At 43.4% G+C, this 25,346-nt stretch carries 17 protein-coding genes; 12 read left to right on the forward strand and 5 right to left on the reverse strand.

Annotated elements, in window-relative coordinates; genetic code table 11:
* Window positions 1–8: 8 nt before the first annotated feature.
* The 3 genes from ABMY45_RS02920 to ABMY45_RS02930 all read left to right on the forward strand — a co-directional run bounded on the left by ABMY45_RS02920 (window position 9) and on the right by ABMY45_RS02930 (window position 2,717).
* Window positions 9–287, forward strand: coding sequence for a peptidylprolyl isomerase (locus ABMY45_RS02920; protein WP_039496854.1), 279 nt, complete (start codon window positions 9–11; stop codon window positions 285–287).
* A 222-nt stretch (window positions 288–509) separates the two neighbouring features.
* Window positions 510–773 carry a GrxA family glutaredoxin gene (locus ABMY45_RS02925; RefSeq protein ID WP_010378880.1) on the forward strand — a complete coding sequence of 88 codons (264 nt, stop codon included), beginning with the start codon at window positions 510–512 and terminating at the stop codon, window positions 771–773.
* A gap of 129 nt (window positions 774–902) precedes the next feature.
* A complete protein-coding gene (locus tag ABMY45_RS02930) occupies window positions 903–2,717 on the forward strand; it encodes a DEAD/DEAH box helicase (protein WP_206473350.1) in 1,815 nt (604 codons plus the stop codon).
* A 67-nt stretch (window positions 2,718–2,784) separates the two neighbouring features.
* Here the strand turns inward: ABMY45_RS02930 and ABMY45_RS02935 are convergent, their stop codons facing one another.
* Window positions 2,785–3,615: a M90 family metallopeptidase gene (locus tag ABMY45_RS02935; protein WP_174169955.1), complete on the reverse strand. Its 831-nt coding sequence runs from the start codon at window positions 3,613–3,615 to the stop codon at window positions 2,785–2,787.
* 303 nt (window positions 3,616–3,918) lie between these two features.
* Here ABMY45_RS02935 and ABMY45_RS02940 point away from each other — a divergent pair, with 303 nt between their 5' ends.
* A complete protein-coding gene (locus ABMY45_RS02940) occupies window positions 3,919–6,255 on the forward strand; it encodes a helicase-related protein (protein WP_227386961.1) in 2,337 nt (778 codons plus the stop codon).
* Window positions 6,256–6,551: 296 nt separating this feature from the next.
* On the opposite strand, the gene ABMY45_RS02945 is transcribed toward ABMY45_RS02940, so the two are convergent.
* The 3 genes from ABMY45_RS02945 to ABMY45_RS02955 form a co-directional block, all read right to left on the reverse strand.
* A complete protein-coding gene (locus ABMY45_RS02945; protein WP_174169953.1) occupies window positions 6,552–9,467 on the reverse strand; it encodes a TonB-dependent receptor in 2,916 nt (971 codons plus the stop codon).
* A gap of 493 nt (window positions 9,468–9,960) precedes the next feature.
* Complete coding sequence (locus ABMY45_RS02950) at window positions 9,961–12,828, reverse strand: TonB-dependent receptor (protein ID WP_010606579.1); 2,868 nt, start codon at window positions 12,826–12,828, stop codon at window positions 9,961–9,963.
* Between the two features lie 381 nt (window positions 12,829–13,209).
* Window positions 13,210–15,546, reverse strand: coding sequence for a DNA polymerase II (locus ABMY45_RS02955; protein WP_206473343.1), 2,337 nt, complete (start codon window positions 15,544–15,546; stop codon window positions 13,210–13,212).
* Between the two features lie 167 nt (window positions 15,547–15,713).
* Between ABMY45_RS02955 and dinG the strand changes: the two genes are divergently transcribed.
* The 7 genes from dinG to ABMY45_RS02990 all read left to right on the forward strand — a co-directional run bounded on the left by dinG (window position 15,714) and on the right by ABMY45_RS02990 (window position 21,419).
* A complete protein-coding gene (dinG, locus tag ABMY45_RS02960) occupies window positions 15,714–17,783 on the forward strand; it encodes an ATP-dependent DNA helicase DinG (protein ID WP_102057249.1) in 2,070 nt (689 codons plus the stop codon).
* A gap of 2 nt (window positions 17,784–17,785) precedes the next feature.
* Complete coding sequence (locus ABMY45_RS02965) at window positions 17,786–18,565, forward strand: TSUP family transporter (protein ID WP_206473341.1); 780 nt, start codon at window positions 17,786–17,788, stop codon at window positions 18,563–18,565.
* A complete protein-coding gene (locus ABMY45_RS02970; RefSeq protein ID WP_349288359.1) occupies window positions 18,562–19,161 on the forward strand; it encodes a primosomal replication protein in 600 nt (199 codons plus the stop codon). Before ABMY45_RS02965 ends, ABMY45_RS02970 begins: the two co-directional genes overlap by 4 nt.
* On the forward strand, window positions 19,161–20,066 hold the full coding sequence (locus ABMY45_RS02975; protein WP_349288360.1) for a histone deacetylase: 906 nt from the start codon (window positions 19,161–19,163) through the stop codon (window positions 20,064–20,066). Before ABMY45_RS02970 ends, ABMY45_RS02975 begins: the two co-directional genes overlap by 1 nt.
* Before the next feature lie 27 nt (window positions 20,067–20,093).
* A complete protein-coding gene (locus tag ABMY45_RS02980) occupies window positions 20,094–20,366 on the forward strand; it encodes a late competence development ComFB family protein (protein ID WP_010606573.1) in 273 nt (90 codons plus the stop codon).
* Window positions 20,363–20,524 (forward strand): DUF2496 domain-containing protein, encoded by a 162-nt coding sequence (locus ABMY45_RS02985; RefSeq protein ID WP_010606572.1) that lies wholly within the window; start codon window positions 20,363–20,365, stop codon window positions 20,522–20,524. The genes ABMY45_RS02980 and ABMY45_RS02985 overlap by 4 nt, the downstream gene beginning before the upstream one ends.
* 100 nt (window positions 20,525–20,624) lie before the next feature.
* Window positions 20,625–21,419: an NPP1 family protein gene (locus ABMY45_RS02990; protein WP_010606571.1), complete on the forward strand. Its 795-nt coding sequence runs from the start codon at window positions 20,625–20,627 to the stop codon at window positions 21,417–21,419.
* A 62-nt stretch (window positions 21,420–21,481) separates the two neighbouring features.
* Here ABMY45_RS02990 and ABMY45_RS02995 read toward each other — a convergent pair whose 3' ends face one another.
* Complete coding sequence (locus ABMY45_RS02995; RefSeq protein WP_102057251.1) at window positions 21,482–21,946, reverse strand: hypothetical protein; 465 nt, start codon at window positions 21,944–21,946, stop codon at window positions 21,482–21,484.
* Window positions 21,947–22,231: 285 nt separating this feature from the next.
* On the opposite strand from ABMY45_RS02995, the gene ABMY45_RS03000 reads away from it, so the two are divergent.
* Entirely contained in the window at window positions 22,232–25,342 is a 3,111-nt protein-coding gene (locus ABMY45_RS03000; protein ID WP_349288361.1) for an efflux RND transporter permease subunit, read from the forward strand.
* Window positions 25,343–25,346 lie beyond the last annotated feature (4 nt).

Consider the following 25,346-nt stretch of genomic DNA (forward strand, 5'->3'; position numbering starts at 1 on the left):
GTCCCTTCATGCCTAAAGCGTGCGCCTATCATATTTTAGTAAAAACCGAAAAAGAGTGTTTAGACATCAAAGCCAAACTAGCCAAAGGTGCTGACTTTGGCAAATTGGCTAAACAATATTCCCTTTGTCCTTCAAAAAAGCGCGGTGGCGACCTTGGTGAGTTCAATAAAGGGGATATGGTGAAGGCCTTTGACGATGTGGTATTCAAAAAGCCGTTATTTGAAGTGCACGGCCCTGTGAAAACCAAGTTCGGCTTCCACTTGATCAAAACCGTCTATCGGAGTTAATCGCTTTTTTGGATTAATCTCATCATTTTAATTCAATTTACCTTCATGATTAATCCTCTATACTGAAGTTAATCATTCTAGCCAGAGAGTTTTGGAGATAACCAGGCGAATTTACGCACCAATAGCTGGCTATTGGAAGTGAATTCAACGCAGTTAGCGCTAAAACTGGCTGCTAGAAAGGCATTAATTATCCGAAGTTCAGGTTCATTTAGGAGAAAGAATATGTTTACTGTTATTTTTGGTCGTGAAGGTTGCCCGTTTTGTGTTCGTGCAAAAGAAGTGGCTGAGCGTTTAACGCAAGAGCGCGATGACTTCAATTTTCGCTATGTTGACATTATCAAGGAAGGCGTAAGCAAAGCCGATCTTGAAAAGTCAGCGGGTAAACCTTGCCCTACCGTACCACAGATTTTTATCGACCAAGATCACATTGGCGGCTTTACTGAATTTGAAGCCTATGCAAAAGCAAATTTAGGCCTTTACCAGTAAATTAGCAAAATCACATAGATTAAATTTTAACCAATATCAGGCACATATAAAATAGTGTGATTTTATGCAAGCTTTTATTTTATCTTTCCTGTACAATGCGCGCCTCTTTAAAATAGTTGAGGCGCATTAATGTCAGAACCAGTTACGTTTGAATCTTTAGACCTTTCTCCTGCAATCTTAAAAGCAGTCGAAGAGCTGGGATATAAAACACCTTCTGAGATCCAAGCTCAATGTATACCGTTATTGCTAGAAAGAAAAGACGTACTGGGACTAGCGCAGACGGGTACAGGTAAAACGGCAGCATTTGCACTGCCATTGTTAAACCAAGTAGACGCATCCGTTAAACAACCGCAAATTCTTGTGCTTACGCCAACGCGTGAGCTAGCTATTCAAGTTGCTGAAGCATTTCAGCAATATGCTAAATATACTAAAGGCGTTGAAGTACTAGCGCTTTATGGTGGTCAAAGCTATGGCATTCAGCTAAGTGCTCTACGCCGTGGTGCCCAAATTATTGTGGCGACACCAGGTCGTTTGATTGATCACATCAACCGCAAGACGATTGACCTTTCTGGTCTAAACGCACTTGTACTTGATGAAGCTGATGAAATGCTACGCATGGGCTTTATCGATGATGTTGAAAGCATCATGGAGAAAACACCGGAAGAGAAGCAAACTTGTTTGTTCTCTGCGACTATGCCTAAGCAGATCCAATCAATCTGTAATAAATATTTAGACAATGCTGAACAAGTTAAGATCACTCCGCGTAACTCTACAGTATCTACGATCGAGCAAGTTTACTGGCGTGCAACTGCACACAAAAACAAAGCTATCGTACGTTTCTTAGAAGCGGAAGATTACGACGGTGCTATCGTGTTCGTACGTACACGTAATGACACTGTTCAGCTTGCAGAGCTACTAGAACGTGAAGGCTTCTCAGCTGCACCGCTCAACGGCGACATGAACCAACAGGCGCGTGAGCGCACAGTAGACCGTCTTAAGAACGGCTTGCTAGATATCGTTATCGCAACCGACGTTGCAGCACGTGGTCTTGACGTAGAACGTCTAAGCCTTGTTGTTAACTACGATATCCCACAAGACTGTGAAGCTTATGTTCACCGTATCGGTCGTACCGGCCGTGCTGGTCGTCAAGGTAAAGCAATCTTGTTCGTTAAGAACAACGAGCGTTATTTACTTAAGAACATCATGCGCCATACGCGCTCTGATATTGCACAGGTTGAATTACCAAGTGCGAAAGTCGTTGAAGAAAAGCGTATTGGTGCATTAGAGACTAAGATCTCTACAGCGCTTGAGCACAAAGACATTGAGTTCTTCTCAAAAGTCGCATCAGGCCTTGCACAAAAGCTAGAACTGAGCCAAGAAGACTTAGCAGCAGCGCTATTGTGTCTTGCACAGCAGCAAACGCCGCTGAAAGTTGAAGATATTCAAATTCAACAGCGTGAGCGTAGAGAACGTGACGACCGTCGTGGCGAGCGTCGCGACAGAGATGGTAGCCGTGGTGAACGTGGTGAACGCAAATCTCGTAGCCGTGACCGTGCATCAGGTCCAATGGATACTTACCGTATCGAAGTAGGTCGTGATCATGGTGTTCAGGTTAAGAACATCGTTGGTGCTATCGCAAACGAAGCAGATATCTCAAGCAAATTCATCGGTGAGATCCGTCTGTTCAATGAACACAGCACGGTTCAATTGCCGCAAAATATGCCAAGTGATGTACTTAGCCACTTCAAGAGCGTCCACATCTGTCAACGCCCTATGAACATGACTAAGAGCACTCACCCTGCCGACCAAGGTCAAGGCAGAGGCGAAGAGCAAAGAGATCGTAAGCGTAGCTTTAAAGACCCACGTAGTGGCGGTGGTGATAAACGCCGTCCTGAAGGTCAAAGAAGAGAAAAACGCGAAAGAAAAGAAATTAGCTTTTCTTAATCGAAGCTCTTAAGAAAAAGCCGCTCAACCGAGCGGTTTTTTTATTTTAGCTAGCGTCAGTTATGCTTTAATGTTGTTGCCAATCTCTTGGTTCAAACTGATAGTAGTCTTTTAACAAATTATATAGTTCTGGGTTTTCCTGTTTGAGTTCATGGGGCTTTTCAATAAAGGTTTCTGTTACCACGGCGAAAAACTCCGCTTCGTTTGTTGCGCCGTATGAATGAATAGCATGGGGCATATTGTAAGACAGCTGCATTTTTAAGTGCTGGTAAGCCTTTGATAGCACCCTCCCCCAGTCTTGGTAACTCATTCCTACAGGTAACGCAGGCGTTCCATTCGTCGCACCAGTTTGTTGGTCAAGTTGATGGGCAAACTCATGAAACACCAAGTTGTGGCCATCCTCAGGCAATCGATTTCCCTCAAGTACATCGTGCCAACTCAGCACTAAAGTACCTCCAGGCCAAGACTCTCCTTGACGAACTGTTTGGTGAAAACTAACCAAACCTGCACCATCTCTAGAGGTTTGTGGCGCGTAATAGCTACTGGGATAGAGTAATATTTCTTTGACGTTGGGATATAACGGCCAAGCTTGCTTAAGAACCAGTAAACAGGCATCTGCGGCAATAATTAAAGTCATCGGCCGTGACACCGTTAACCCATCTCTACCCAACACCCGTTTCTCGCCAAGAAACCATACAATATGTTTTTCCAGCTGTGCGCGGTCAACATCTGTCATCTTACGATAGATAGGCATGTATTTTAGCAATACTTGCTTATCTGAGGCGCTCAGCGTTTGATCTTGGTATTTACTTTGCCACTGCAGTCTTTGAATTTTTTCCCAGTTCCAATACAGAGAAACAAATAGAATAAGGCCGATAATAAGCACTATTTCTATCATGGCTGTTGGCCTTTATAAAATAACCTGAACTAGGAATAATAACTTGTTCTCTAGCAGTTGTTATCCCTTACTACTGCGTTAAATTTGTTTGCAATAGGCTAGCTATTGACGCACAAATTTGCCTTGTATTAAGAAAGAACATCTGGCTAGAGTTGAATAATGTTAGAAGGCGTATTTTATATCAGTTCCCTAACTTCTTATTCCGAGTTCAGGTTGAATAATCCGTCAAATATTAATTGGTACTGACTCCGACTTTTTCAAGCAAACTTTGTTACTATGGCGAAAAAATGCAAATGAACTGCTATGTCTTTACCCATTGAATCTTTACAGCCTCAGTTTACTCAAACACTAAGCGAACAAAATGCGATTGTTGTATGTGCCACAACAGGTTCTGGCAAATCAACCCAACTTCCGCTCTGGGCCTCACAACATGGCAGAGTATTAGTCATTGAGCCTCGGCGTATTGCTTGTACCTCTTTAGCTGAATATGTCGCGGCTCAAAGTGGCTCACCGCTTGGCGAAAAGGTGGGCTTTGCTATTCGGTTTGAGGGGAAGTTTTCACCAGACACTCAGGTAGTTTATGCAACGCCTGGTGTGGCATTAAGGTGGTTTTTTGAGAGCAAACTTGCAGAATTCAGCGTCGTTATGTTGGATGAGTTTCATGAAAGACGCTGGGACATGGACTTATTATTAGCGCTCTTAAAACAGGCTCAATCGCACAAGCTAATTGTTACCTCGGCAACGTTAAACAGCCAAAAGTTAGCCTCTTATTTAGGCGCCCCTATCTTAGAGTCAGAAGGATTCATTTACCCCGTTGAAGAGTGTTTTCACGCGCCCGATCCAAGAACTATGCCCCAAAAAGAGCAACTCGATACTCGAGTTTTTGCAGCTTGCCAATACGCATTGGAACATTGCCAGGGCGATATTTTGGTCTTTTTACCTGGCAAGGCCGAGATCCAAGCAAGCTTAGCTAAAGTAAAAGCGCTGCCAGCGACTATCGTTGGTTTATATAGTGGCTGCAGCCCAGAAGCTCAGCGCATTGCATTAACCGCACAAAGTACACGTCGAATTATTCTCGCAACCAATGTTGCCGAAACCTCGCTCACTATTCCCAATGTCACTTGCGTAATTGACTCAGGGCTTGAGCGTCGTACTCATTTGCGCCTTGGAAAAACCGTATTAGGCTTAGATGCGATTGCAAGAGATTCGGCAAAGCAACGTCTAGGACGCGCAGGACGCACGCAACCGGGACTATGTATCCGGTTATATGGCCAATACGCGCCATTGATAGACAGCACCCCGCCTGAGATCCAAAGAGAATCATTGGCAGAGCTTGTACTTGCGGCGGGCTGCGCAACAACGGGCATTTCGTCTATTGATTTTATCGACCCACTCCCAGAAAGCTCACTAAATAAAGCTAAACAACAGCTAATTACATTAGAAGCCATTGACGAACAAAATATAGCAACTCCGCTTGGCAAGCTGCTGTACCCGCTGCCCGTCGATTTTGAGTTTGGTTATGTGATCCATAAATTGGCTTCAAACACGCTACGCCAAGCGGCTATTGACCTTATTTCGCTACTGTCTGTGCCAGCCCGAGTCTACCAGCTACCTAATGATGTAGAGCGTTTAACAAGATTAAATAGCCGATTTACTCGAGGCTCAGATATAGAAATCGCTATCGCGGTGGTGAGAGGACAAACTGAAGAATTAATTGATATTACGCCTGAGGCGCTCACAGAAGCACAGCAATTTAGCACGCAATTGCGTGAAGCATTTGCACTACCGCCTTTAGATAAGGCAGCCAGTTTTGACCATGACAAACTGGTCATTGAGTTAGCTAAGCTAATGCCACACTGGGTTTATATTAATAAGCAAAACCGTCGCAACGGCTTTAACAATGGCCTAGCTGAAGTCATGCCTTCAAACCATACTCGCGTACCGGAACAGGCAGAAGCATTACTGGTATTAGATACTTTTTCTCTCGCAGGTAAAGGTACCAAACAAGCCAAGACGCTCGCGATGTGTAATGCGCTACTAACGAAAAAGCAATTACTTGAAATGGGCCTCGGCAACCAAACATTGCGCTCTGCCCATATTGATAATGGTGAGCTTTGGGGTGAGTTTATTACACATTACAGTGACGAGGTTTTAGGCCAACAAACTAAGCGCCTTGAAAAGCCTAAGGATGTTGTTTATGCCTTAGTATTTCTTATCCATAATAATACGCTCTTTTCAGGTTTGGCCAAGCAAATAGAAGCCAGTATTGAGCAAACTGCATTGTTCTACCAATTTCATGAGCGCGATGAACTTGTGCCCACACTCAACTCCTTTTTAAGTGACAAGCTAACGGCCCTTGGTATAGAAAGCTATGACGATATAGAACTAATCAGCGAACAAGACTTGTTATTCAAAGAAATTGAAGCGTGGGAATTAACACCGTTTATTGAAAAGTTTCCGCTAACCTGGTCAATTCCAGAGCTGACTATGGCGGTAAGCTATAACTTTAAAGGAAAAAGAATCGAGCTTACTCATATCAACGGTACAAGGAAAGGCGCACCAAAGAGGTGGGAATTGCCAGCCTGGAGTGGTTTTAAAATACGCTATCGTAAAGCGAGTAGAGTAGTCGATGTGACTTAACTTAACCTGAACTCGGGATAGTAACTTGTTCTCTAGCAGCTGTTATCCCTTACTACTGCGTTAAATTTGCTTGCTATAGGCCAGCTATTGACGCACAAATTTGCCTTGTATTAAGAAATAACTTCTGGCTAGAGTGATATTACGCTTTTGACCTTAGGTATTTTAGTTTAATAACTAACTTCTTATCCCAAGTTCAGGTTAACTTATTTTTGTCCAACCTCCACAATATTATGGTTGGGATACTGAAATAAAAAAGGGCTAACCGAAGTTAGCCCTTTTTGTATGTTAATTCATTTTTAGAATCGGATATTAAGACCAACGTTTAGACGACGGCCGTAAACATCAAAGAACTCACCTTCATCATATGTTCCTGGATTTCTCGGTGGTGTAATATCAAATAGGTTAGCTACACCAGCACGGACCTCAATCATTTCATTAACTGTATAGCGAGCATTCAATGTCCACTCAGTATATGAAGGAACGTCATTGTAGTTATTGACTTCAGCAGTCCACTTTCTATCGTTTACTGTCGAATGACGATACTTACCAATTAGACCAACATACAAATCATCGTATGTGTAGCCAATCGTCAAGTTACCTTGCCAGCGAGGGTATCTAACTTCGCCAACTGTTGGGTTAAATTCATACTCTTCGTTCGCAACGTCAGTGTTAAACTCGCGGTGCTCTAAGTATGTAGCAAGTAGACGGAAATCAAATGAACCAAACTCAGTCTCATACTTATATGTTGACTCGATATCAACACCTTTAAGTGCATAAGACGCTAAGTTATATGGTGCATTACGTACAATTGAGATCTCTTTGGTCGCTGGGTCACGGTCTACTAACTCGCAAGATGTGTTATCAAGGCTCGATGCCTCGTAACAATCGTTTACCACACGCTGCGCACCTAGAGATGCAATAGCGTCTTCTACATCGAAGCTCCAGTAATCAACAATTAACGTTAAGTCTTCTGTCGGTGTATAGATAAAACCAAACAATGTATCGTCAGAAGTCTCTTCTTTTAGATTTGGATTACCAGAATTCACACTTGGAGGTGTAACACCACGCCAATCAACAGATGGTCTCCAATTTGACTCTAAAGGACCTGGGTTAGGGATACCCGCGGCTTTACAGTTTGCGATAATATTCGATTTCTTTTCAGCATCAGCGGTTGCAATTTCAACTTGGTCACATGGATCTCTATACGGAGCAAATGACTGAGTACCCGCTGCATGAATTTGTGATAATGAAGGAGCACGAACTGACTGCGATTTAGTCGCACGGAAACGTAACTGGTCATTTACCGCATAGTTGAAACCAACCTTCCAAGCAACATTATCACCAACAGACGAGTAGTCCATGTAACGAGCTGCAAGCTCTAGGCTCAACGACTCAACAAATGGCGCGTCTGCTAGTAGAGGGATTGAAGTCTCTAGACCAATCTCATCAACCGTGAAAGATCCTTCCCAGCCATATACAAAGTTACCAAATACTAGGTTATTTTGCATCGCAGCTCCTGGTTTGTTAGAACCAGTTTCTTTCCTGTGCTCTGCACTAAGTGCAAACGATACGCCACCGGCTGGCATTTCGAACGCATAGCCAGATAGTACACCACCGATAATTTGCTGTTGTTTCACTTTCGAGATTGAAGCCGATGTAGTCACATAATCCATCGCTTCTTGAGAAGCACCGTTTAAGCCAAACAGACTAAGCGGTTGACAGCCATCCAACGCACCTAAAAGTTCACCTTCTTCATTACGGTTAGCACAACGAACAACACCATCAATCAACACAGCATCGATCGCGTTATTGTAATTTTCTTCTAGGAATTCACCATTCCAAACTGTGTCGTTTTTATTACGACCATAGCTGAAATAGACTTCATAATCATAGTCATCTAGCAAAACACCTTGGAAAGAAAGCGTCGTGTTTAATGAAGTACGATCATCTTCATAAGTACGGTTACCAAAGCCCTGAGCTAGTTTATATACTCCGATTGTGTCGTCATCTTCGTAGCCTGCCTCTGCAAACTGTGCTTTTGCATCTGGGTGCCAAAATGCGTTATCCGCACGTAGGGTACTATATAAGAAAATTGGACTACTTTCAGAATACGCACTCGCCTTAGAGAATGAGATCTCGAAGTTCATTGAGTGGTCTTCATGGTAGTTATTTACAACATTTGAAAATACGTTGAAACGTCTAAGTGGCGTTGCCAAATATTGGTGTTCAATAAATTTATAACCATTAGCAAATTCATCACCGAAATAACGGTGTTGATCGTTAGGAGCTGGCTGTGGACCTCCACCTGTCGCAAATGGAGTTAGCTCCCCGTTGTCACCAAATACAAAGTGACCATCAGGTAGAAAAGCATCACCAGCACGGTCATAAATACCTAAAGTTTGAAGTCCACCGTATTGCGCCCATTTACCATCGGCAAGTACACGCTCTGGCAAGCCATCTTTGTCACTTGTGTTGTCTGGGTTACGTAAAGTCGTTACTGGGTTACGTAAAAAGTCACGCTGTTCTGCTGACAATTGCTCTGTTTCTGAGTATGACAAACTTGTAATAAAGCTTGTTTTCTCACCCTCATCACCAAAAGTGAATGAGAAGAATTCTGAACCACCGCCACTTTGTTCTGGAGTAGATTTTTTATAGTTAAAATCGATTGTATCTTGAGACTTCTTCAAAATGATGTTTACAACACCTGCAACCGCATCAGAACCGTATACTGCTGATGCACCGCCGTGTACAACATCCATACGTTCGATCATTTCTGTTGGGATACCATTTAAGTCTACAGCAGGGTTATCTACAGAAGCACCAACATAACGACGACCATTTACAAGTACAAGTGTGCGACCCTCGCCCAATTGGCGTAAGTCAGTGGTATTAATACCCGCACCGAAGATAGAGTTTGTAGTAGTTGTTGGAGATGAACCAACACCTGAAGCTGGAAGTTTTTGAAGAAGGTCTGCAACGTTAGTAATACCTGCGTTTACTAACTCAACACCTGTAATAGAAGTAACTGGAGTAGGTGCAACTTCTGAAAAACGCTTGATACGCGAACCAGTTACTTGGATGCGCTCAACGCTCTCGCCTTCTTCGGCTTGCTGTTCTTCAGCTGAAACAGCTGTACTGGCGAATGCTGCTGTTGATGCAGCTCCGAAAGCTAATGCTAAGCGAACAGCTTTGCTTACTTTATTATTAAACATGATTGATCCCTGATTTTATTTTTATATATACAAAAACCATATGAAAACAATAATTTAATATTAATCAAATCCTGTTTCCAAAGTTGGTCGATTTATCGTATCGAAGGTTATACTACTTTTAGTACCAACATAGGGTCAACAATCATTTCATAAAATAAACGTAAAACACCACTACTTTAACATAAAATATCAAATTTCTCTTTATAACTCATGAAGTTATAAAATTAAAAATAAGTTCACTTTTTTTACCCATTTTGTTATTCATCGCAAACTTTCCTTCTTTGCGCAACAATATGGGGACAAAAATCGCACTAGACCATCAAGTGTTGCTATGTATCAGTTGTTCATTGTAAGCATCACTGTGTAAAAGCAATCAATACGCTGTTGGAGTTGTTAAGGAAAAGTGTTTAGTGAGATCGGACTCGGACTTATTTTTGAGACAAAAAATCGACCTCAACAGAGGCCGATTTGGGTCAAAATTGCTAAATTTCGGTTAGAACTTCTGAGTTACACCTAAGAAGAACTGACGTCCGAATAGCTTGAAGTTACTTTCATCAGTGTTCGCATTGAACGCTGTTTCAATATAAGGAGGTAGCTCGTCCGTTAGGTTACGAATACCGGCTTGCACCGTTGTGTTCGTGTCAAATGAGTATTGTGCTGTTAAATCGTGATACACATATGAATCAACTTTAGCAACTAAACCTGCTAGTGAATCGTAATTATCACGCTTAATGTAAGTTAGATCACCGTACTCAAGACCAGACTGATAGTTTGCAGCCCACACAACACGTAGGTTGTCTAGGTCATAACGTAGATTGAATAAGATTTTGTCTTCAAAGTAAGACGTGTCATCTTCAAATCTGCCAACGAGATCTTCAACGATAAATGTACCTGTTTCACCATCAAAGTTTTCTTCTCCACGCTCTAAGAAGTGAGTCCATGATACGCTAGCAACAAATGCACCGAAGTCTGTGTCAAATGAATAATTCACATCAAGGTCGATACCGCGAGCAGTCATACTTTGTAAGTTTGTAGTGCGGCTGTCTACACGGTCAACTGAACCATCAAAGCCACGTGAGATTTTTGCACACATATCTTCGATAAGACCAGCATAACAACCCTGCAGAATATCATCAGTTGCTAGAGAACCAATTTTACCCTCAATGTTGATATCCCAGTAATCAATAGTGACACCTAAGTTTTCAACAAAATCAGGAGCCCACACAAAACCAATAGTGAATGTTTCGCCTTCTTCAGATTGAACACCTGTGTTGCCACCTAAACGTGTACGAACTTGCGCGTCAGCACTGTTGTGACCGCCTGCTGGAGCCCCCATTTCAAGACATTTAGCCTGACCGGCTGCAGATAAACCACCAATGTTTGCCGCAGAACACGGATCTGAAGCGCTTTCAAATGAATCAAGCTCTGGCGAATACAAATCGCTTAGCGTTGGTTCACGGTATACTTCGGAATAGTTTGCACGGAACTTTAAGCCATCAAAAATGTTTGACTCAATTTTAGCCATCCAAGAGAAGTTTGAACCAGTTGTGCTAAAGTCGTCATAACGTGCACCTAGCGTTAAATCTGCAGATTCAACACCTAAATCACGAACTAGTGGGATCAAGAACTCTGCCGATGCAGCTGTGTAGTTCTTAGATAGACCTGTTAGTGGCTTACTGGTGTTACCAGTCACTGAATCAAAGAACTTACCAGAATCATTTACTTGTTCAAACTCAGTGGTGTAATACTCAAGGCCAAATGCACTTGAAACATAACCTGCTGGGACTTCAAATAGCTCACCAAACACGTCAACACGAACTTGGTGGAATGAATCATTATAGTGATCGCCTAGTGGAGCAGTAATGTAGTCAAGCATCTCTTGCGTCACAGTTCCTGGGCCACCAAATACATTTAACGATACACAATCAGAAATAGGTGCGTCAGGCGTACCACATACCACATTGCCAGCGTCATCTTTGAATGATGGGCCTAAAGCTTTTGCTAGGTGTGGACCGTATAGCTGACCAAAGTCAGTATCTTGAAGGCTATTTGCACCATAGTTGTAGTAAGCATCGAACTGCCAGTTATCGTTAATTGCGCCCTTTAGACCTGCAACTTGTTGGAAACGAACATAATCTTGTTCAAAGTAACGACCACCCTCTAGCATACGACGACGAGAGCGATAAACATCTTCACCGAATGGGTTATAGTAGTTATCAGCTGACACACCGTTAGCCGTCGAACCATTTGACAGTGTAACTACATAGCCTGGGTCATAGGCTGTGTCGAAAGGTACAGCCGCAAGTTCCTGTTTTGAGGTACGCTTATTGATGCGTGTTTCTGTATATACAACAAGGTCATCGTTTAACTCAAATGAAGTATCAACAAAGAAGTTAACGACTTCAAAAGGTGTTTGCATTAAGTTTACTGGGTTGTAGTTGTAAGTATCGTTTACTTCACCACCGCCAACAAATGGACGCATGTCGCTTAGAGAAGGCTTACCGTCACCACCACTTGGGCATTTGTCGTTGGTAAAGTTACCTTTACCTTCAACGTAGAAATTACCACAAGGAGTAGAACCAGACCCTAAAATGAATACGTTCGCATTGTCACCATCTGGAATTAAACCGTTCTCGTAAAAGCTCTTAGCACCTTCTTCTGAGAGCACCTGCCAAGGGTATTGGAAGAAGTTAACATCTTTCACGTCACCCTGATAGATTGGATCCTGCTTGGTATAATCGAAACCTACTGTGATATGACCTGCATCGAACTCTTTACCACCAACTAGTTGGAAGCTTTGCTCTTTACCACCACTAAACATGTCATACCAAGACGTTGTTGCTTTAACTTCAACACCAGTAAGTTCTTTTTTGGTGATGATGTTTACAACACCAGCCATTGCTGACGAGCCATACGCAACCGAAGCACCATCTTTTAGAATTTCGATACGGTCGATCATCGCAGCAGGAATATTCTGGAAGTCTGCACTTACAGGCTTGCGACCATTGATAAGTACTAGCGTACGCTCTGAACCTAAACCACGTAGTTCTACAAATACACCACCACTACCGCCGTTGTTACGCGTTGTTGTTGCTGGTGATCCAGACATAACTGGGTTTGATTGAACAAATTCACCAACGTTACTGATACCCATATCGCCAAGCGCTTCGCCGCCGATAACAGTAATTGGGGCAGTAGATTCAAGGTCGGTGCGCTTTAAGCGAGAACCTGTAACTTCAATACGCTCAACGCTTTTCGCGCCTTCTTCTTCTGCAACTACATTGGTTGCAAACACGGCAGCGCTAGCGCCACCAAACGCGATCGCTAAGCGAATCGCCTTAGTTAACTTATTGTTTAGCATGTGAATCACCCTGGATTGTTTTATTGTAAACAGCTTGTATTAATTATTATTTTGTCGCCTTGTTAATTTCTAAATTGGCAACATTAGGGGCAAGATATTAAACAAACACCCGAGTAATGATCAAGGTTAATTATACCATTTTTTGCAATTACCAATTGCAGGCACAAATAAATATCAACATAAAATACTGAATTAAAACAACAAAACCACATAACCGTGAGCTTGATAAAAATAAAAATCCACAAAAACGGGACTAAATATGAAAATAAGGTGAAACACACCATTTTAGTTAACAAAAAAGGAACTTCATTTTAGTGTGTTTTTGCTGATCAATTAATTTTGAGACTTGAAGGTGGCTGCAATTTGAAAGCACGATCCCTATTAAATCAAATCGAAACTTTGTTGCCCATCTGAACGAATTGATAGCTTAGATGCATTTGGAAGCATCTGATATATAGGAAGAATTTGTTTTTCAATGTATTGATAATAATCAATATCTACAAGCTTGCCTTGCTGCGCGAACTTGGGTCCATCGGTACTTAAATAATACGGTATTTGCGCCCCCTTTTTAGCAGTTTGCAACAATCCATCTTCGATAGCTTGTTTCGCAGCTTTTACCTGAGGAGGGATATTTTTTGTATATAACTCAACAGACTTACCAAGCTTCTTTTTATAAATAAGTTTTTCGTCTACTTTTCCAGCGAAAATCTCATTTATGTATTGATGAGTGATCTCAACGGTGTCGAGCCCGTCAAACAGCGCGCGAATAATTGCTTGTTGATATTCCTTTGCAATTTCCGTCCAATCACTACGCACGGTCTCCATTCCTTTAAAAACCAGCTTTTGCTCGCCAAGATCTGTGATCTGCCCAACATATCGCTTTTTAGAGCCGACTTCTTGACCACGAATGGTGGGCATAAAGAATGGGCTATAATGTGTTTCAAACTCTATTTCTAAATAACTGTGAAGACCAAAGCTTTCCGTAAGTAAAGCGCGCCAGCGCTCATTAATTTCTACCATCAGCTGCTTGCCTATTGCTTGGCACGCTTCGCTACGCAAAGACTCGGGTAAACAGACGAAAGTTGAGTCGGTATCGCCGTAGATCACCTCATATCCAAGCTGTTCAATCCAGGTTCGCGTTTGTTGCATTATTTGATGACCGCGCATCGTTATTGAACTCGCAAGACGGGGATCGTAAAAGCGACAGCCTTTTGAACCAAGTACGCCATACAAGCTATTCATGATGATTTTAATCGCCTGTGAGAGCATCATGTCTTTGTCTAATTTAGCTTGTTCACGTGCGCTGGAGAGCGCGGCGACTAAACCCGGTAAATGATGTTCTGTGCGGCTAAATTTACCTTCATTAAAGCCCTCTATGGCACGTTCAGGATGCTGTAATCCTTCTATTAACCCCATAGGGTCAATGCAAAAAGTGCGGATAATTGAGGGGTAAAGGCTTTTGAAATCGAGTACCAAAATATTTTGGTAGAGGCCTGGCTTTGAGTCCATGACATAACCGCCGGGACTGTCAAAGTTAATACCATGCTCAGATAAATTTGGTGCAATGTAACCGCTACGGTGCAGTAACGGTAAATACAAGTTGGTAAACGCAGCGACTGAGCCGCCCATTTTCTCGAGTTCCAAACCCGTCAACTGAGTTCGAGCGAGGGCAAATTCAAGTAAGTTTAGTTTACTAAAAATGTCGAGCACCAACTGACAATCTTGTAAGTTATACGCTGCGAGCGCCGGTTTATCATGATGAAACTGCCTGATGATTTCCTCAAGCCTGTCGTCCTGTGCGATAAGCTTGGTAGCACCCAAAATCTTCTCAGCCACAAAGCTCAGTTTAAATGTTTCAAAGTGATAGGTCGCATTTTTCATCATATCGATGCCATCTAGCATCACTCTCCCCGGAATAAACACCCGGGTATAGTTACCTTTGAAGGTTGACATCGCTCCGCCATCTCGCCCTATCGCAAGTGCGACGCCGTTAGCCTGCGCGCGCTCCACAAGTATTGCGGCATCGAACTCAATCACGTTCCACCCGATTAACACATCTGGGTCTAAACGATTCACTTGCTTGACCAGCTCTTCTAGTAACGCAATTTCATCTTCAACCCAAACGACATTGACGGCAGCATGTTGCGCCTCACCTATCATGATCACCAGCTTTTTGGTATCGGTCACTAAACCCACCGAAAATAAGACCCCCTCGCCGTTACATTCTATATCGATAGAAAGCATTTCAAGGTGTGGCCTATAATCATCGCAAGCCTTAAATTGCGCCTGAGTAATTTCGATATAGCCCGGTTTTTGCGTGGCTTTACCTTTGACCCAAGCAGCTCCGCGAATAAAGCGCTCCATTAAATAGCGGTCGGAATGGCGAATATCCTCTTCATATAACGCGATTTTATTTTCAAGTAGCTGTTTTGCCTCATAGAAGTGATTCAAGGTGCGAAATTTCACAACACAAACAGGAGCTTGATCGAAGTGCTTTAGTTGACTTGGCGAGATGCTAAACTGCAACTGAGCGCGACTTAGCAGCAGCTCTACTTCCGTTTTTTTATCTTGTTTAATGAAAAAGAGTGGCTGCTCATCCTCTACCCACACCTTGAGTAACTGATGTTGCGATTTGAGCCAATAACACAAGCGCAGTTGGCCATTTACCTGCATCTGCTGTCTCGATAAAATAAAGCCCTGATATATCGCTTGTGCCAACTCCAATACCACCCTAAAATAGACGAATCACTGTAATTATATCCACCTGTTTATTGAACATAAAGTCACAAACAGAATAAAACCTATCCATTAACGCAGTGATTAACTAAAAATCGAGACTCAAGTGGTAGGCTTGCTTCATATCAGAACTCTAGGCTAAATAGATTATGCTCTCAGACAAACTAAAAAAAACCATCCGCCAAGCACATCAAAATGTCGCCTCCGCTTTAGATGGCTTTCGTCCTCGTCCGAGTCAAAATTATCTGGTCGCCGAAATCGCAAAAACACTCTCTGGTGATTATCACCGCACTCAACGTATTTGCGTGATTGAAGCAGGAACAGGTACTGGAAAATCTTTAGCCTATCTACTCGGCGCGCTTCCTGTTGCACTCTCAAGTAAAAAGAAACTCGTCATCTCGACTGCAACCGTCGCTTTACAAGAACAGCTGATCAACAAAGAGTTGCCATTTTTAAAAGAACATTCAGGCATAGACTTTAAATTTGACCTCGTAAAAGGCCGTCAACGCTACATCTGTGTACAAAAACTGATGGCTGCCGTCAGCGATGATGAGATGCAAATGTCGATGATGCCGACAACCAGCAGTCCGCTTTCTCAAATGGAGCAAAGGTGCTTAAGAGAGTTAGCACTTGCTTACCAAGAAAAGCGCTGGCAAGGTGATAGAGATAGCTGGGAAGACACAATTCCAGATAAAGTTTGGAATGTTATCGCTTGTGATAAACACGCCTGCCAACGGCAACTAAAATCTCATCACTTATGCCCTTTTCATTTAGCTCGACAAAAGATTGCACAAATGGATGTGTTGGTGATTAATCACGCTTTGTTACTGGCCGACTTAGAACTAGGTGGCGGAACGATATTACCGGAACCAGAAGAAACATTTTACGTAATTGATGAGGCGCACCACCTGCCTCATATTACCAGAGATTTTTCTTCTGCAGCGGCAACGATTAAAGGCACTATCGAGTGGCTTGAAAAGCTACTTAAGTTTAGCGGAAAGATGGCAAACACCGTGGTTTCGCAAAAAGCCATTGGGCAGAATTTCAAACTGAATGATGCAGCCAATGACGCTGCGAAGTACCTTAGAGCGGTAAGGGATATACTCGATCAGAGCGACTTTACTTATAACGATGACGATACCTACCGCTTTAGTCATGGCGAAGTACCTGAAGCGCTCACCGTAAAAGCAAAAGATATTGCGGATGCCACGCAAGATGCACTGCGTTGCCTTACCAAGATGCATGATGCTCTATCGGGCGATGTTTCAGACGGCGATGTACAAGCTTTTTTAGCCGACCCGTTATTGGTTGAAAGCGGTCAATATATCAACCGACTTGAGCAACTCAACAAACTCTGGTTTAGCTATGCTCGAAAAGGCGACAGCGTGCCACATGCAAGGTGGATAAAACGCTTAGAATACAAACACCATCACGACCATTTACTTTGCGATTGTCCGATTGAAGTCGGCTATTATTTGAAGGATCACCTCTGGCGAGAGTGTGCAGGCGCGGTGCTCTGCTCCGCAACCCTCAGTGCTTTGGGCACATTCGATCATTTCGCCCACGAAAGTGGGTTGGCAAAAGAGCCTGGTGTTAAATATATCAAGGCTGATTCTCCGTTTGATTATCCCAATCAAGCGACATTGCATTTGCCAAAAACCCAAACAGATCCAACGGATAAAGCCTTTAGCGATTATTTAGCGGATGCCCTGCCAACCTATTTAGACACCAGTAAGGCTAACCTTGTACTGTTTGCTTCTTATTGGCAAATGAATCATGTGGTAGAAAAATTAAGAGGTAAAAATCTCAATATTTTGGTACAGGGTGAGCTTTCCCGTGACGCCCTACTCACTCGTCATAAAGCAAATATCGACTTAGGTCGTGGCAGTATCTTATTTGGTACACAAAGCTTATCCGAGGGACTAGATTTACCCGGAAAATACTTAGAGAACCTCGTGGTGACTAAGATCCCTTTTGCCGTGCCAACATCCCCTATTGAGGAAGCCCAGGCGGAATTCGTACAAAGTAAAGGTGGGAATCCATTTTTATCTATCACGGTACCCGATGCTGCAAAGAAATTAGTACAAAGCTGTGGTAGACTGCTGCGTAAGGAATCAGACTCCGGCCGTATCACCATCTTAGATAGACGTTTAGTTACAAAACGTTATGGCAAAGCCATGCTTGATACTCTGCCACCATACAAAAGGCAAATTGATTAATAATGTTTGAACTCGCTTTAGATCCCACAACTTGGGGGTTACTTTGCTTAGTCGCACTGGCTGCTGGATTTATTGATGCAATTGCAGGTGGTGGTGGGCTGCTAACCGTACCAGCTTTGCTTACTGCTGGCCTTCCTCCGCATTTAACCTTAGGTACCAACAAGCTTGCCGCGAGTTTTGGCTCCTTAACTGCGAGCTTTACCTACTACAAAAAGCAGTTATTCAAACCTAGCTTTTGGATTGGCTCTATTATTGCCACGGCGATAGGTGCCGTATTGGGCACATTACTTGTCGACTTTTTAAGTATCGAGTTTTTAAATAAACTTATCCCCGTTATTATCATCGCTGTCGCAATTTATAGCTTAGTCGGTAGGCTAAGCCCAACAGATTCCCATACTTTGCCAGAAGCGAATCGAACACTCAAAATCAAGCAGTGGGCGCAAGGTTTATCGTTGGGATTTTTTGATGGTATGGCAGGACCTGGTACTGGCACGTTTTGGACTGCGTCTAACAGTATGCTCTATAAAATGAGCTTACTTTTAAACTGTGGTCTTGCTCGTTCAATGAACTTTGTTTCCAACTTTATTTCGCTTATCACCTTTGTAGCCTTGGGTCATGTTAACTTTATGCTGGGTATCACCATGGGCGCCTTTTTAATGTTTGGAGCTTGGCTTGGTGCGCATTCTGCGATTAAGTTTGGCAACAAACTAATCAAACCACTCTTTAACACTGTGGTTATTGTACTTGCTGGCAAGCTCATTTTTGAGGCTTATTTCTCGTGAGCACAGGGCTTATTAAGCTTGAGCAACAAGTCAGCCGCTTAAAGCAACAAGCAGCGCAATTTGACTCCGCGAAATGGTTTGATAAGAATCGTTATATGCAGTCACAGCCCAGCTTATTTGATGCCCGTGTATTTCGAACTAAAAGCTTAAAGCTCAGCGACTATGTTGAAGAAATAGCAGAAGCAATGTCCCACCTACCGCCAAGTGCGCAGCGCCACGCCTTTACATTTGCCATCGAGCGGATAGGTTCACAAATGGAAGCCGTGTTGAAGGTGTTAAAATCAACCCCGGTCTGGGCGAAAGAAAACAAACTGAATACACCAAAAAAAGCCAAAGTGTATAAGAAGGCAGTGCAGAAGATTATGCAGTCGTCCCATGAGTTATATCAGGAGCTGTCACAAAATCATGAATTTGAGCGTCGACTGCAAGAAATGATTGATCTCAGAAGACTACAGATGGACAAAGCAGAGCCCACTCAAGCTGCCAAACTCAATGCCGAAATATTAGCCCTTCATGCCCGCCTTGGCCGCTGTAGAAAAGCCATTTCCGCCACCGAGCAAAAAATTCAAGAAGTTGAGAAAAGTCAGAGCCGTTAATGCTGTACTACCACCCTATTTATAGCGAGTTGAGCCTGCCTGAAAAGCATCGCTTCCCTATCAGCAAGTATAAAAAATTATACCAACGAATAAACGCCAGTAGATTTGCTAAATTTATCAAAGAACCCGAGCAAAAAATCACAGCTGATGCACTGCAACTTTGCCACGACAGTAATTACGTTGATGGCTTTCTAAACGGCACGTTGAGCGAAAAAGCAATTAAGAAAATGGGCTTTCCTTGGAGTGAGCAACTAGTTGAACGCACTTTGATTTCTCTAGGTGGCGGTTTAGCGGCAGCAAAGTATGCGCTCGAATATGGATTTGGAGCAAACTTAAGCGGCGGCTATCATCACGCACATCGCGATTTTGGCAGCGGCTTTTGCATATTTAATGATTGGGCGGTGGTCGCGGCAACGCTCATTGCACATCAACGGGTTGAGCGAGTGCTGATCTTTGACTGTGACGTACATCAAGGCGATGGCACAGCAACGATCGTTGCAGATAGAGACGATATCATTACCTGCTCCATCCACTGTGAAAGTAACTTTCCTCGCATTAAACCGCAATCCGATTTGGACTTTGCCTTACCTGTGAATACACAGGATGCGCAATATGTGGCAACCGTCCGCGAAGCCTTACAACTGGCGGTTCGATTATACCAGCCAGACATCATCCTCTATAACGCTGGTGCAGACGTCTATCAAGGCGATGAACTAGGACACTTTAGTGTTTCAAAGCAAGGTGTTAGAGCTCGAGATTCGATTGTTTTTGAGTATGCTCATCACCTCAATATCCCATTAGCTTTTGCTCTGGGTGGGGGCTACCAGCGCGAAGTTGATCATCTTGTAGATATACATCAACAAACCTTTTTGGCTTTGTTCGATAACCCCGCTATTATGATATAAACTTAAAAGGAATGTGCAGGAGGCTGTATGAAGTTACATGATGATATTCATAATTATTATGAGAAGCTGGTCGTCGAACATATCGTCCGTCGTAAGTTAGATAAAATTTATGATGAAGACGTAATGGCTGACTTTTGTTGTACTGTATTGAACCAACTACCATCGCGTTATATTCGCTACGATGTCGACATGGAGTTTTACCTGCCTCAGCCCGAGCGTGTAAAAATGGAACAGGCGGTAGAGCGTGCGATTGATTTTGCCATTTCACAAATCGCTAAAAAGGAACAATTTCAAGTATGAGTACCCCTTTAGAACAAGCGCCAACTCATGTAAAGCTTGCCGTCGACCTCATTATGTTGTTAGAGGAGCATGATCTTCCTGCGGAGGAAGTCATGGCTGCACTTGAAATTGTCAGATCTGACTTTCAAAACAAGCTGAATAACCAACAAAAAACTTAACATTAAATATACATTTAAGTCATACTTATTTTTTAACCTTAGATTCTAATCAATAGCGGTTGTGCAAAACGGCACAACCGCATTTATTAAGGAAAGCTGTATGACAACAACACAACTCCCTTTATTGTCCCTCGCGATTATTGCTGCGTCTGCACAATATGCTTACGCCAATGACTTTGCTGCATTAGACGAAGCCCTCCCAGCACCCTACATTATCAACGGTACTGAACCTGTGTTTGATTTTGATGGTGATGGTTGCCTGCCGAGTGCTGGGATCAGTAGAACTGGCGCGCAAAATTCAGGGCTAAAAACATCGGGCCGCATCACAGGAGATTGCAGAGATAATCAATTTTTAAATACCTCTAATACTGTGCACCGCTACGCCTGTAAAACAACAACTAACGGCGAGTATTGTGGACACTTCTATGCACTTTACTTCAAAAAAGACCAAGTGTTTGACTACTTTGGTGGTGGTCACCGCCATGACTGGGAATATGCAGCGGTATGGACTCGAGATGGGATAGTTACACATGGTAGCTATAGCGCACATGGCGACTTATTCACTAAACCTGCTAATGAGCTACCATTCGAAAATGGCCACTTAAAAATTGTCTATCATAAAGACGGCATTTTGACCCATGCACTGCGCTTTGCCAAATCAAACGAAATCGCTGAAAACAACTATCACCGCTTTGTCACACCCGCTATCATCAGTTGGTACAAAATGGCTGGAGATGGAATTTCGAACACAGCATTACGAGAAAAGCTCAATCAATATGATTATGGCTCCGCCACCTTGCCCGTTAAAGACAGTCGTTTCCTCAATAACCTCAATCGCTTTAAACCAAGTGACTACCCAACTTACGCGCAAAGTGATATAGACAACGCTCAGTAACTGCTTAGACAAACTCACCTCATCAATCGATGAGGTGAGTCGATATGCTATACCAATTGGTATTAGCCTGCGTCTTGCTTCTGCCTAAGCAACCTTGCTCGCTCTAGTTTATATTGTGCAAAGAAAATACTATCCATTTCACTTGTTTGCGGATCGATAAAATAAGCAATATCGCTTCGATATGGTTCAGGTGAGAAGTGTTTGCCATCTTCCCAATAGAGCACAGCGTGCTTTACTAATTCACCGAGATAGGTGTGATCCCACGCATAGTGACAAAAGCCATGGTGCTCCCCCAAATTAGGTGAGTATTTTTTTTCAATATCCGCCATTTGCCCGGTATTTTTGTAATCCGCAAATTGTTTAGCATCTTGCTCCGCCGATTGAGGATCAGTGAAATAGGCAATATCACGCCTAGGTGGTAAGGCTTGAGGTAATCCAAATTTATCCGATATACCATTGCACTTTACGACAATCCACTGCACAAAATGTGCCCCGATAATATGGTCCCATTTCAACGCAACGTACATATAACCTCCTTTTGAACATCATTTATCAATTATTGCAAAGAACTGATCATGCCCAGCTAAGTTTAGCCACTTCTATTGATCTTACTAGTACAAGTTCAATTGCCTTTAATTCAGATCAAAAAGTTTTTCAAACTATAAAAAAGCGTTACAAGGTATTACAGAACCGCACTTTATCGCTTATTTTTGCCAATTTAGCGCTAGCTTTAGCAAACGTAAATTTCACCTTACTGGCACTTTTTTTACATCACACTACAATGCAGAAAAAGCAAGATTGGAAACGTACCGATGAATGTGACACGCAGTTCGCTAAAAAACCCAGCGAGTGTAATTGTCATCTTGGTGTTGATTATTTTATTTGGGCTGTTAAGTATATTTAAACTGCCCATTCAGTTGACGCCAGATATTGAGCAACCACAGATCACGATTTTCTCGGGATGGCGCCAAGCCGCCCCAGAAGAAATAGAATCAGTGATCATCGAACCGCTAGAAAATGCGGTAAAAAACACACCTGGCGCACTTGAGGTTAATACCAACATCAATCGTGGTAATGGCTCTATTACGCTAACATTTGCGGTGGGTGCAAATATGCAACAAGCGATGCTAGATGTGCTAACAAGCTTAAATCAAGCCCCACCGTTGCCACTTGATGCGCTAGACCCAGTCGTATTCGCCGGCGGTAATAACGGTGAAGCAGCAGCCACTTTGTTGGTCACGCCCAAAGACTATCAGGCAAATAGTCTCGATTTTGATATGGCGCAGTTTCAAAAGCAAATCGACGAGTTTATTGAACCAAGACTTGCACGAATTCCCGGCGTGGCACGTGTCGATCTAGCGAGTGAGCGGCCAAAAGAGCTGCGTATTACTTTCGATCCGCACAAAGCCGCCGCGCTTGGTATTAGTTTAGATCAAATCAGTAATGTACTTGCAAGCTCTCGCGATACTTCTGGAGGTCTTGCCAACGTTGGGCGTCGTCAATATACCGTGCGATTCACTGGCCAATATGACCTTTCCAGTATGGCTCAAATGCGTGTCGGCTACTCTGGGGACAGGCCAATCTACTTAGGTGATATTGCAAGTGTTGAGCGCACCTTTTCAGACCGTTTGGGCATGAGTGGCCGCAATGGTAAACCGGCCTATTATATTCGGCTCTCTCGGGCCAACGAAGCAAATACCGTTGCCTTGCTTGATGAAATCAACCTTGCAATTGATGAATTAAACCAAGGGCCGCTGGCTGAAAATGGCTTATCGATTGAGCTCAGCTTTGATGCCTCCGTCCACATTCGAAATGCACTTTCTTTAGTAAAAAGTAACTTAGGCCTTGGGGTACTCTTATCTTGTTTAATTCTGTGGCTATTTTTTAGAGGCTTAAAAGCAACCTTGGTGATTGCAGCTACAATCCCCATTTCATTGATGGTCGCCTTTCTCGCACTTAATATCTTTAACCGTAGCCTTAATGTAATCTCGTTGGCGGGATTGGCATTTGCAGTAGGCCTTGTACTAGACGCAGCAATCATAGTCCAAGAGAATATCTCACGCTTAAGAGCTGAAGGGTTCGGCAACAAAAAAGCTGCTTTAAAGGGGGCTGCACAAGTGACCGGTGCTTTATTTGCGTCGACAACCACCAGCGTCGCCATCTTTTTACCAATTCTCTTTATGGCGGGTATTGAGGGGCAGTTATTCTCCGATTTAGCACTGACACTCTCGATTGCCGTTATTGCGTCAATGTTGTGTGCGATTACCCTTATTCCACTGGCAAATCATTTGTGGCCAGACTCTGAACTAAAACCAGATCCTTATCATCAATACTGGCAAAAGCTCACCAACTTCATCATGAAGTTGACCAATAACAGAGTAAAGCAACTTACTTGGATTGGCGTATTACTGGGTGGCTCGGTGGTTGCAACCATGACCATGCTGCCAAAAACTGACTTTATGCCAAGAGCCCCCACCGATGGCTTTTTCTTTAACCTAGTGACACCACCTGGTGGCAACGTACAGTTTATGGAAGAAGAATTGCTGCTGCGCGTGAAAAAACGCTTAATGCCCTATTACCAAGGCGAAAAAGAACCTGGTATTAAAGACTTTAATTTCTATGCGTTTGGCTCTAATGCTGGCGGTTTTATCTATTCAGCCGACCCTCAACGTGTTGAAGAACTGATGAAAGTGGCCAGAGAAGAAATCTTCGTTGACCTTCCCGATACTCAAGTATTTTTCTTTCGCGGCTCCATGATCCAAGTCGCCAATGGCGGCGATGGTCGCGATATCAATATTGACCTTACAGGTCCCAATATGAACGACTTAATCTCAGCTGCTCAAGTGGCTCTACAAGCTGTGCAAACCGCACTCCCTGAGGCAACGGCCAGACCTCAGCCGCGATTGGATATGGCAGAGCCAGAGCTTAGATTAACGCCTAACGATCGTCGGATCACCCAAGCGGGATTAACGCGTCGAGATGTATCTCAAGCGGTACAAGCTTATACCGGTGGATTATTCGTCAATGAGTATTTTGATGGTAACGAGCGTATGAACGTTATTCTTCGTGGTATCCCTTGGCAAAGCCCTGAGGAACTAAAAGCCTTGCCTATCGTAACCCCTCAGTCAGGAATTCAAACTCTCGGCGAGTTGGCAAATATAGAACGTACAGTTGGCCCGACGCAACTGCGGCGTGTTAATGGTCGTCGCACGGTCAGCATTGTTGTCACGCCTCCGGCTGATATGAGCCTGCAGCAAGTGCAAACCATCTTGAGTGAACAGGTGATGCCAAAAGTGCGCGCAAGCCTACCGGCCAGTGCGGGTGCTATTTTGGCGGGAAATGCACAAAAGATGAATTCCGCAATGGAAGAAATGGCGTTGAATTTTGTCCTCGCGTTGTTCATTTTGTTCTTGTTAATGACCGCGCTGTTCAAGTCCGCCAAAGACAGCGCCTTGGTATTGTTAGTGATGCCACTGGCTATCGCAGGTGGCGTGCTGGCTCTGTATATCTTAAACCTCTTTACCTTCCAGTCCTTGGATTTACTGACCATGATAGGCTTTATCATCTTGCTTGGGCTGGTCGTTAATAATGCCATTTTGCTGGTGGATCAGACTCGCGTTGCGATGGCATCAGGTATGAGCCGTGAAGCATCGGTCAGACAAGCGGTGTTACTAAGAGCAAGGCCCGTTTACTTGAGCACCTTAACCAGTCTGTTTGGCATGCTGCCACTCATGCTCATGCCAGGCGTAGGCTCAGAAATCTACCGCGGCCTTGCGACTGTCATCGTCGGTGGTATGGCTATCAGTGCTTTATTTACCTTAGTGTTGATGCCGAGTTTATTGCAACTTGGGCGGCAAACTCCGCCATCCGAAACAAACAAATCAACGGCCAAAGCCCCGCTCAGCCTAGTTGCCAATCAGTAAGTAG

The sequence above is a fragment of the Pseudoalteromonas sp. XMcav11-Q genome, assembly GCF_040104525.1.
Lineage (GTDB): Bacteria > Pseudomonadota > Gammaproteobacteria > Enterobacterales > Alteromonadaceae > Pseudoalteromonas.

Coding starts and splice junctions, on each gene's coding strand:
- ABMY45_RS02920 (WP_039496854.1), top strand. CDS start 9: ATGCCTAAAGCGTGCGCCTATCATATTTTAGTAAAAACCGAAAAAGAG.
- ABMY45_RS02925 (WP_010378880.1), top strand. CDS start 510: ATGTTTACTGTTATTTTTGGTCGTGAAGGTTGCCCGTTTTGTGTTCGT.
- ABMY45_RS02930 (WP_206473350.1), top strand. CDS start 903: ATGTCAGAACCAGTTACGTTTGAATCTTTAGACCTTTCTCCTGCAATC.
- ABMY45_RS02935 (WP_174169955.1), bottom strand. CDS start 3,615: ATGATAGAAATAGTGCTTATTATCGGCCTTATTCTATTTGTTTCTCTG.
- ABMY45_RS02940 (WP_227386961.1), top strand. CDS start 3,919: ATGTCTTTACCCATTGAATCTTTACAGCCTCAGTTTACTCAAACACTA.
- ABMY45_RS02945 (WP_174169953.1), bottom strand. CDS start 9,467: ATGTTTAATAATAAAGTAAGCAAAGCTGTTCGCTTAGCATTAGCTTTC.
- ABMY45_RS02950 (WP_010606579.1), bottom strand. CDS start 12,828: ATGCTAAACAATAAGTTAACTAAGGCGATTCGCTTAGCGATCGCGTTT.
- dinG (WP_102057249.1), top strand. CDS start 15,714: ATGCTCTCAGACAAACTAAAAAAAACCATCCGCCAAGCACATCAAAAT.
- ABMY45_RS02965 (WP_206473341.1), top strand. CDS start 17,786: ATGTTTGAACTCGCTTTAGATCCCACAACTTGGGGGTTACTTTGCTTA.
- ABMY45_RS02975 (WP_349288360.1), top strand. CDS start 19,161: ATGCTGTACTACCACCCTATTTATAGCGAGTTGAGCCTGCCTGAAAAG.
- ABMY45_RS02980 (WP_010606573.1), top strand. CDS start 20,094: ATGAAGTTACATGATGATATTCATAATTATTATGAGAAGCTGGTCGTC.
- ABMY45_RS02985 (WP_010606572.1), top strand. CDS start 20,363: ATGAGTACCCCTTTAGAACAAGCGCCAACTCATGTAAAGCTTGCCGTC.
- ABMY45_RS02990 (WP_010606571.1), top strand. CDS start 20,625: ATGACAACAACACAACTCCCTTTATTGTCCCTCGCGATTATTGCTGCG.
- ABMY45_RS02995 (WP_102057251.1), bottom strand. CDS start 21,946: ATGTACGTTGCGTTGAAATGGGACCATATTATCGGGGCACATTTTGTG.
- ABMY45_RS03000 (WP_349288361.1), top strand. CDS start 22,232: ATGAATGTGACACGCAGTTCGCTAAAAAACCCAGCGAGTGTAATTGTC.